This is a genomic window from Stenotrophomonas sp. 3diitr2024, from assembly GCF_042136455.1.
In the GTDB taxonomy this organism is placed as follows: Bacteria; Pseudomonadota; Gammaproteobacteria; order Xanthomonadales; family Xanthomonadaceae; genus Stenotrophomonas; species Stenotrophomonas sepilia.
Window position 1 is genome coordinate 1 of the sequence record NZ_JBHHMJ010000674.1, and the last position, 7,452, is coordinate 7,452.

Consider the following 7,452-nt stretch of genomic DNA (forward strand, 5'->3'; position numbering starts at 1 on the left):
GTCAGATCCCTTTTGCCTTGGCAAAAGGGATCTGACCCCCGTTTCATGACAAACGCTAGTCCATCGGCTTGCCTGCGGTATCCACCCGCACGATCACCGACATGCCAGGCCGCAGCTGCGCGGCCAGCTTCTGGCCTTCATCGATCGATATCCTCACCGGCAGCCGCTGCACTACCTTGGTGAAGTTGCCGCTGGCATTGTCCGGGCGCAACACGCTGAACTCCGATCCGGTGGCGGGCGCGATCTCCTGCACGCGGCCGCGCAGCACCTGGCCCTGGAACGCGTCGACCGAGAACGTGGCCGGCTGGCCGATCGCCATTCCCCAGGTCTGGCCTTCCTTGTAGTTGGCCACCACCCACAGTGTGTCAGGTACCAGGAACAGCAGCTGCGAACCGGCGGCGACATACTGGCCCACGCGCACGCTGGCTTCACTGATCTGGCCGTCGCGCGGTGCGTGGATCACCGTGTTGGCCAGGTCGATGCGGGCCAGTTCCAGCTGCGCCTGTGCGCTTTCCACCTGGGCCTCCAGGCTCTTGCGCGCGACCTGGGTCGACACCAGTGTTTCCTCGGCGATTCGGATCTGCGCCTGCGACTGCTGCACGCTGGCCTGCGCCGAGGCTTGGCTGGTGCGGAACTTGTCGCGGTCATTGATCGACACCAGCTGCTGCGCGGCCAGTTCCTCGTAGCGCTTCAGCTCGTTGCGCGAGCGCTGCAGTTCGGCCTGGCCGGCCGAGAGCGTGGCGCGCGCCGAGGCGATCTGCGCACGGTTCTGCGCCTGCGACTGGTCGGAGTTGGCCAGCGCCGCACGCGCACTGTCCAGCGTCGCCTGCGCCTGGGCGACGCGTTGGGCATAGATGCGGTCATCGATGCGCAGCAGCGGCTCGCCCTGCCTCACATGCTGGAAATCCTTCACCAGCACTTCGGTCACATAGCCGTTGACCTGTGGCGCCATCACGGTGATCTGGCCGCGCACATAGGCGTTGTCGGTCACCATCACGCTGCTGGTGAACGGCCACAGATGCCAGGCGCGCAGGATCAGCGCAATGCCCAGCAGGGCCACCACCACCATCACCACCACGCTGCGCGCGCTGGGCTTGAGATACTTCGGCGCGACTGCCGGTTCAACGGGCGTGGGCGCAGGTGCCGCGTCGGTCGGCGGCGGTGGCGTCACATTGTCGGCGTCGTCGGATCGGGGCGGAACGGGGGGCATGGCGGAGGACTCAGCGGTGCGCGGCCGGGGTGGCCGCAACGGGTGAAGTGGGGTGGCGCTTGCGCCATTGCTTGAGCACGGCGGTGCGCAGCGACAGCAGCAGCAACCAGCACAGGAAGCCGATCGCCAGCCAGCCGCTCAGCGTGAACACATCATTGAAGCCGCGCACGTTGGCTTCGCGGCGAGTGGTCTGCGCCAGCTGCGCGCTGCCCTGCGCGCTGCGCAGCACCGGGTCGGTGATCTGGGCGGCATACAGCTGCTGTTGGATGCGCAGGCGCTGCGCCACCACCGGATCGGCGGGATCGAGCTGGCTGGTCAACGCGCTGGAGTACAACTGCTCGCGATGCAGCTGGAAGGTCCCCAGCACCGCCGAACCTGCCAGGCCGCCCAGCGTCTGCGTGATCGACAGCGTCACCAGGAAGGTGATCATGTGGTCCACACCCTGTTTCAACGCAGCGGAAATGCCGAGCATGATCAGCGGGCCCATGAACATGCCGGCACCGACCGAGGCCAGGAACTGGCTGGCGTAGAAGTCGTGCGGCCGATCCAGGCTGGTGCGGTGCTGGTCGAAGAAGGCGGCAGCGCCCAGCAGCAGGATCGCCATCAGCAGCTGCGGGATCAGCCGTTTGGGCCCGAAAGTCAGTGCAGTGCCGGCGATACCGGTGATCACGCCGGCAAGAATCACCACGAACAGCGGCCGCAACTGATCAGGGCCCATGCCGAGCGTGCGCATCAGGTTGACCACGCCGTAGGACTGCTCGGTGGTCAGGAAGCGGATCAGGAACGCGCCGACGATGAAATGCAGTACGGGCAGGCTGGCCAGCCAGCGTGTCTGCAGCAGCGGATTGCGCCGGTAGTGTTCGATGATGAAGGCGGTGGTGGACAGCACGATCGAGGCGATCAGCGCCCAGCCCAGCCACGGCGTGTTGAGCCACCAACGGGTGTAGCCCTGCGCCAGTACGATCACCAGCAGCGCAACCGCCGGCGCCAGCAACGCGAAGGTAAGGAAATCCAGCGGCTCGAAGGCCTTCACCTGGATGCCGGGCGGCAGCTTCAACACCACTACGGCGGCGAATGCGCACAACGCAAGGCCGGCCTCGAACGAATACAGCTGGTGCCACTGGCCGGTATCCACCAAGCCTGGTGAAACGATCCAGGCGATCGGCACCGCCAGCTGCGAAAGGCCGACGCCGACCACCAGCAGGTTGCCGGTAAAGCGGCGGGGCAGGGCCTGCAGCATGTACAGCGTGCCCAAGGTCGAACAGGCCGCGCCGGCGAAGCCGCTGGCGGCACGGGTCAGCATCGTGGTCTCGAAGCTGCCGACGAACAGGTGCAGCACCGCCAGCGCCGCGTACAGGCCCAGCCCGATTTCGGCGAACAGGCGGATGCCGTACTGCTGGCGGAATTTGAAGGCCAGCAGGTTGGCGGTGACATTGACCATTGCATAGGCCGCCACCAGCCAGCTGCCCTGGGTCGGGGTCAGCGCCAGCTGGCCCTGCAGGAACGGCAGGTTGGCAGTGACCAGCGCATTGCCCAGCCCGCCGGTGATCGCCACCAGCAGCGATACCAGCGCATAAGCCACACGCCGGTACGGTGGGTGCCAGGGCATCGACGCCGAGCCGGGCATGGTCGGCTTCTCGTGCTCCTCCCAATCCGGAACCGGCTTCAGATACGGCTGGACCATCAGCGGGCCTCGCTGGTTGCTCCCTGAAGACCCCCGCGCAGCAGCTGCAGGGCACGCCCGGCCAGGTGGGCGCGCTCGTCGCGGGTCTTGCCGCGCAGGGCTGCGCCCAGCATGCCCGAGATCAGTGAAATATCCGTCTTCTCCAGATCGGCACGGCACAGCCCGGCGGCCTTGGCGCGGGCGATCGGCTCCTCCAGCAGGTCGCGCACGGTCTCGCGCGCCGCGCGCATGGCCGGCACGTCCGAATCGACCGCACGCCAGTAATCGGCCAGCGCCGGCGAATCGATGATGCGCTGGGCCATGCCCTCGAACACCTCGAACAGGGCGTCGTCGCGGTCGCCGAGCTGTTCGACCTGGCGCCGGATGCGGTCGACCGTACGCTGCAGCAGCGCCTGGATCAGCGCGGTGCGGTCGGGGAAGTTGCGGTACAGGGTGGCGCGGCCCACCTGGGCGCGTTCGACCACCAGATCCAGCGGGGCGGTGACGCCATGTTGGCCGAAGACATGATCGGCGGCGTCGAGGATGAGGGCACGGCGGGCAGCAGCATCGGCACGTTGGGCGGTCATGGAGTTATTTTCGGACAAAAGTGTCCGTTTGGCGAGACATTGAGTGACGGGATTGTCCGCTTGTTGTGGTACGCACATCTTTGTGACGGATGCGTGATGGTGAGAATCTGAACGAAAACGGGGCCCGAAGGCCCACCGCTGGAGTTGCTGTAGATCCACGCCATGCGTGGATGAAAAGGCTTGGAGCCGGAACGGATGCGGCTAGCCGGTGGCTGATCCGCTCATCTGGCCTTCTTCCTGCTCTTGATGAAATCAATGAACCCCTTCTCATGGCCCTCAAAGGCACGTCTGCCGTACTTGCGGTGCTGCGGTTCGAACAGCGCGTAGGCTGCATCAAGGTTTCCCGATTCGAACTCAATCGTTGCAAGGAGCTCGTCCATGTACTCGCTTGAGGCTTCTCCTTGTCCATAAATTTCTCTGGCGACCATCGCCCACGCTCTGGCCTTCTCAAACTGGGCGGTATCGCGATAGAAAACTGCTATTCCATACGATGAACTCTGGGCGTGGTCATAGGATGACTTGGGCTCTGGAATCATGTCCCAGCTTTCAAGGAAGCGATGCTCTGCCTCCGCGATGTCACCGGCCAGCCAAGCGGTTCTCCCGCATTTGGCGATTGCAAGGATGCGTTCTTTCAGTTCGGCATCGAGACTCATGGTCATGCAAGTGTTTCCGCTCAGTTTTTCTATTGGATTGATACCGGGCTGAGTCTAGCCGCGTAGTAGATGGTGACGCATTGGTAGTGCGCCGCTTTCACCAGTTCATGCCATATACGACAAAAAGAGGGGGCCTTTCGGCCCCCTCGGGTAATGTTCCGACGGCGTAAGCCGATCAGAAGAACGCGCGGATGCCGAACGCGACACCACGGCCCGGCAGCGGCGAGTAGTCGCGCAGCAGCGAGGTATGCGGACGCACTTCGCGGTTGGTCAGGTTGCTGCCATCCAGGAACACCTCGTAGCTGTTGCTGGCGTTGCGGTCCCAACGATAGGCCAGGTGCGCGTCGACCAGGGTGTAGCCGTTGCTCGGCTCCTCGTTCTGCGCGACGTCCTTCTGGCGGCTGTAACGCACCGCACCGACCGAGGCGCGCCAGCCGTCCTTCGACCAGCGCAGGTCGGCACCGACGCGGGCCGGGGCGATGCGCGGCAGGTAGCCGGTGTTGGCAAGTTCCACGCTGTAGTTGTGGTTGTGGTCGCCATGCGGAACGGCAATGTCGAGGTTGCGGCTGCCGCTGCCATCCAGCTTGGCTTTCACGTAGTCACCGAACAGGCGCAGGTCCCAGTCACCGGCGCCACCCTCGAACAGGTGCACCAGCGCTTCGGCCTCGGCGCCGCGGAACACCGCGTCCTGCTGGGTCCACGCACGAACTGGCAGGCCCTCGGTAACGCCGGTGTCGGCCAGGTAGATGAAGTCCTTGAACTTGGTCTGGTAGACCGAGGCGGAGAAGTCCAGGCGCTCGCTGTGGGTGTGGATGCCCAGCTCCACGCGCTGGCCGCGCTCGGTCTTCAGGTTGCCGTCGCCGATCTCCAGCGAACGGGTAGCAATGTGCGCGCCGGCGGCGTACAGCTCTTCGTTGGTCGGTGCACGCTCGGAGCTGTCCACGCCGATGCGCAGGTCGACCGCGTCGTTGAGCTTCCAGATGCCGGCAGCCGAGAGGTTGGTGGCGCCGAAGGTGCGGCGCCGGTAGTCACCGGTCGGGTCCAGCTTGACCTGGTCGTGGCGGCCGCCCAGTTCCAGCTTGAACGGGCCGAACTGCTTTTCCTGCAGTACAAACAGGCCGATGTTCTTCGTACCGGTATCCGGTACGAACGCTTCTTCACCCTTGGCGCCGAAATCACTGTTGCCGAACTGCAGGCCGAAGGCGCCGTCCCAACCACCGATCTGCTGCTGCACCGCTTCCAGGCGCGCTTCGATGCCACGGTTGGTGAAGCGGGTGGAGGGCGTGCCGGCCTCCAGCTCCACGTGCTCGTAGTCGGTGTAGGCCACGCGTGCGTTGATGTTCTTCAGGAACGAGACCGGGTTGTAGATGCCGGCCTTGGTCTCGAAGCGGTTCTGCACCATGTCGATGCGCACGTCATGCTCGTCGCCGCCTTCCTCTTCATCGCCGTGGTCGTGGCCGTGGTCATGGCCGTGATCGTCGCCGTCGGCGTGCACGTGTGCGCCGTTGGGAATGCCGTAGTTGGTGCGGTAGGTGCTGGCCGACACGCCGAAGTAGCCGCCTTCGCCCAGCCAGGTGGCGCCGACGCCGCCGGCGCGGGTACGGATGGAGCTGTTGTCGAGGCGGCCGCGACGCGGCTCTTCGCCTTCCTCGCCCGCGTGGTCGTGGTCGTGGTCGTCGTGGTGGTCTTCCAGGCTGTCGATCACCGCATAGCCGGGAATGCGGTAGTCGTCGCCATTGCGCACCAGGCCGTCCACATGAAGCACGACATTGCCGCTGACGCCATCGAGGCGGAACATGCCGCTGCGCTCGTTGTTCACCGAATTGCCACGCAGCTCGGCGCGGCCGCTGAGCGGGCGCTCGGGCAGCTCGCGCGCGATGCGGCCGTCGACCACATTGACCGCACCACCGATGGCACCGCTGCCGAACAGCAGCGTGGCCGGGCCCTTCAGCACTTCGATCTGGTCAGCCAGGAACGGCTCGATGCTGGTGGCATGGTCCGCACTGACGGTGGATGCATCCATGTTGCCCATGCCGTTGGACAGCACCGCAACGCGTGGGCCTTCCTGGCCGCGGATGATCGGGCGCCCGACGCCGGGCCCGAAGAAGGTGCTCTGCACGCCGGGCAGCTTGGCCACGGTATCGCCGAGGGTGCCGGCCTTCTGTTCGTCCAGGCGCTCACCGGCCAGCACCTCCACCGGGCGCGCAAGGGATTCGGCATCGCCCTGCAGCGGCGACGCGGTGACTTGCACCGAGGACAGCTCGGTCAGGTGGCGGTCACGATGGGCGGTGTCCTGACCGGCTGCAAAGGCGACGGACGGCAGCAGGGCGGCGAGGGCCAGGGCCAGGGAATGCGGCTTGAGCCGTGCGGTGTGGGCGGGCATGGATGGGTCCTTTGTTACACTGTATCAATCACGGGGCGCACGAATCCCGTCGATGGGACAGGGGGAGGGAAAGCGTGCGGGTCGGGAAGGGATGTTATATTATTCCATAACGATTCGCCGACCCTGCTGGAAGTCATGTCCTTGTCCTCACGCCTGCGCCACCTGCTCGACCGTTTCGGTGCCACCGGTTCGATGCTGTGCGCGGTGCATTGCGCAGTCATCCCGGTGCTGCTGGCGGCAGCGCCCTCGCTGGGCCTGTCGTTCTGGCTGAGCGACGGCGTTGAACAGGCCCTGGTGCTGTTCGTGACCCTGCTTGGGCTGTTCAGTCTGGTCTGGGGTTACCGCCGCCATGGCGCGCTGCGTGCGCTGGGCTTCCTGATCCCCGGCCTGGTCGCGCTGTGGGCCGGCGTGCTGTACGAGCCGCTGCATCACAACGCCGTGCCGCATGCGGTGGTGATGACCATCGGTGGCCTGCTGGTGGGCGTTGCCCATCTGGTCAACCTGCGCCTGAACCACGGCCACGTACACGACGCCAGCTGCGCGCACTAGGCGCTCCATGATAGGATTTTCGATCGTGCGCGGGGGCGCCCAGCAAGGCGGCCCCGCCGAACCCGTGTCAGTACGGGGTAACCAGATTTCACACTTGAGGAGTTGAAGACATGGGTAAGGGTGACCGCAAGACCGCCAAGGGCAAGCGCTACAACGCCAGCTACGGCAACGCCCGTTCGCATACCGCGAGCAAGGTCGCCGTAGGCGCCGCCGCCCCGGTTGCCAAGAAGACCGTGGCCAAGGCTCCGGCGAAGAAGGCCGTGGCGAAGAAGGCCGTCGCCAAGGCCTGATCCGGCCGCGCGACTGGTCCAAGGAAGAACGCGGCGCCTGGCGCCGCGTTTTTTTATGCATGATTTTGCAGAGCCGAGCCCATGCCCGGCTGGCGCAATGCAGCCGAGCGTGGGCTC

Annotated in this window: 7 protein-coding genes; 2 read left to right on the forward strand and 5 right to left on the reverse strand. The window is 65.5% G+C overall.

Going from position 1 to position 7,452, the window contains the following annotated elements; translation table 11 throughout:
* Window positions 1-55: 55 nt before the first annotated feature.
* The 5 genes from ABGA94_RS17175 to ABGA94_RS17195 all read right to left on the reverse strand — a co-directional run bounded on the left by ABGA94_RS17175 (window position 56) and on the right by ABGA94_RS17195 (window position 6,496).
* The gene (locus ABGA94_RS17175; RefSeq protein WP_262221977.1) at window positions 56-1,210 is read right to left on the reverse strand and encodes an HlyD family secretion protein; all 1,155 of its coding nucleotides are present in this window, start codon (window positions 1,208-1,210) and stop codon (window positions 56-58) included.
* A gap of 10 nt (window positions 1,211-1,220) precedes the next feature.
* Window positions 1,221-2,894 (reverse strand): MFS transporter, encoded by a 1,674-nt coding sequence (locus ABGA94_RS17180; RefSeq protein WP_375367841.1) that lies wholly within the window; start codon window positions 2,892-2,894, stop codon window positions 1,221-1,223.
* Window positions 2,894-3,460 carry a TetR/AcrR family transcriptional regulator gene (locus ABGA94_RS17185; RefSeq protein ID WP_005415802.1) on the reverse strand — a complete coding sequence of 189 codons (567 nt, stop codon included), beginning with the start codon at window positions 3,458-3,460 and terminating at the stop codon, window positions 2,894-2,896. The genes ABGA94_RS17180 and ABGA94_RS17185 overlap by 1 nt, the downstream gene beginning before the upstream one ends.
* Before the next feature lie 221 nt (window positions 3,461-3,681).
* Window positions 3,682-4,119: a hypothetical protein gene (locus tag ABGA94_RS17190; protein WP_065186389.1), complete on the reverse strand. Its 438-nt coding sequence runs from the start codon at window positions 4,117-4,119 to the stop codon at window positions 3,682-3,684.
* A 169-nt stretch (window positions 4,120-4,288) separates the two neighbouring features.
* The gene (locus ABGA94_RS17195; protein WP_005415803.1) at window positions 4,289-6,496 is read right to left on the reverse strand and encodes a TonB-dependent receptor; all 2,208 of its coding nucleotides are present in this window, start codon (window positions 6,494-6,496) and stop codon (window positions 4,289-4,291) included.
* Window positions 6,497-6,631: 135 nt separating this feature from the next.
* Between ABGA94_RS17195 and ABGA94_RS17200 the strand changes: the two genes are divergently transcribed.
* Window positions 6,632-7,045: a MerC domain-containing protein gene (locus ABGA94_RS17200; protein ID WP_005415804.1), complete on the forward strand. Its 414-nt coding sequence runs from the start codon at window positions 6,632-6,634 to the stop codon at window positions 7,043-7,045.
* Window positions 7,046-7,155: 110 nt separating this feature from the next.
* A complete protein-coding gene (locus ABGA94_RS17205; protein ID WP_004150462.1) occupies window positions 7,156-7,335 on the forward strand; it encodes a 30S ribosomal protein THX in 180 nt (59 codons plus the stop codon).
* Window positions 7,336-7,452: the final 117 nt, after the last annotated feature.

Bases quoted from the DNA above. Each gene is read 5' to 3' on its own strand.
- ABGA94_RS17185 (WP_005415802.1), bottom strand. From the start codon at position 3,460: ATGACCGCCCAACGTGCCGATGCTGCTGCCCGCCGTGCCCTCATCCTC.
- ABGA94_RS17205 (WP_004150462.1), top strand. From the start codon at position 7,156: ATGGGTAAGGGTGACCGCAAGACCGCCAAGGGCAAGCGCTACAACGCC.
- ABGA94_RS17175 (WP_262221977.1), bottom strand. From the start codon at position 1,210: ATGCCCCCCGTTCCGCCCCGATCCGACGACGCCGACAATGTGACGCCA.
- ABGA94_RS17200 (WP_005415804.1), top strand. From the start codon at position 6,632: ATGTCCTTGTCCTCACGCCTGCGCCACCTGCTCGACCGTTTCGGTGCC.
- ABGA94_RS17190 (WP_065186389.1), bottom strand. From the start codon at position 4,119: ATGACCATGAGTCTCGATGCCGAACTGAAAGAACGCATCCTTGCAATC.
- ABGA94_RS17180 (WP_375367841.1), bottom strand. From the start codon at position 2,894: ATGGTCCAGCCGTATCTGAAGCCGGTTCCGGATTGGGAGGAGCACGAG.
- ABGA94_RS17195 (WP_005415803.1), bottom strand. From the start codon at position 6,496: ATGCCCGCCCACACCGCACGGCTCAAGCCGCATTCCCTGGCCCTGGCC.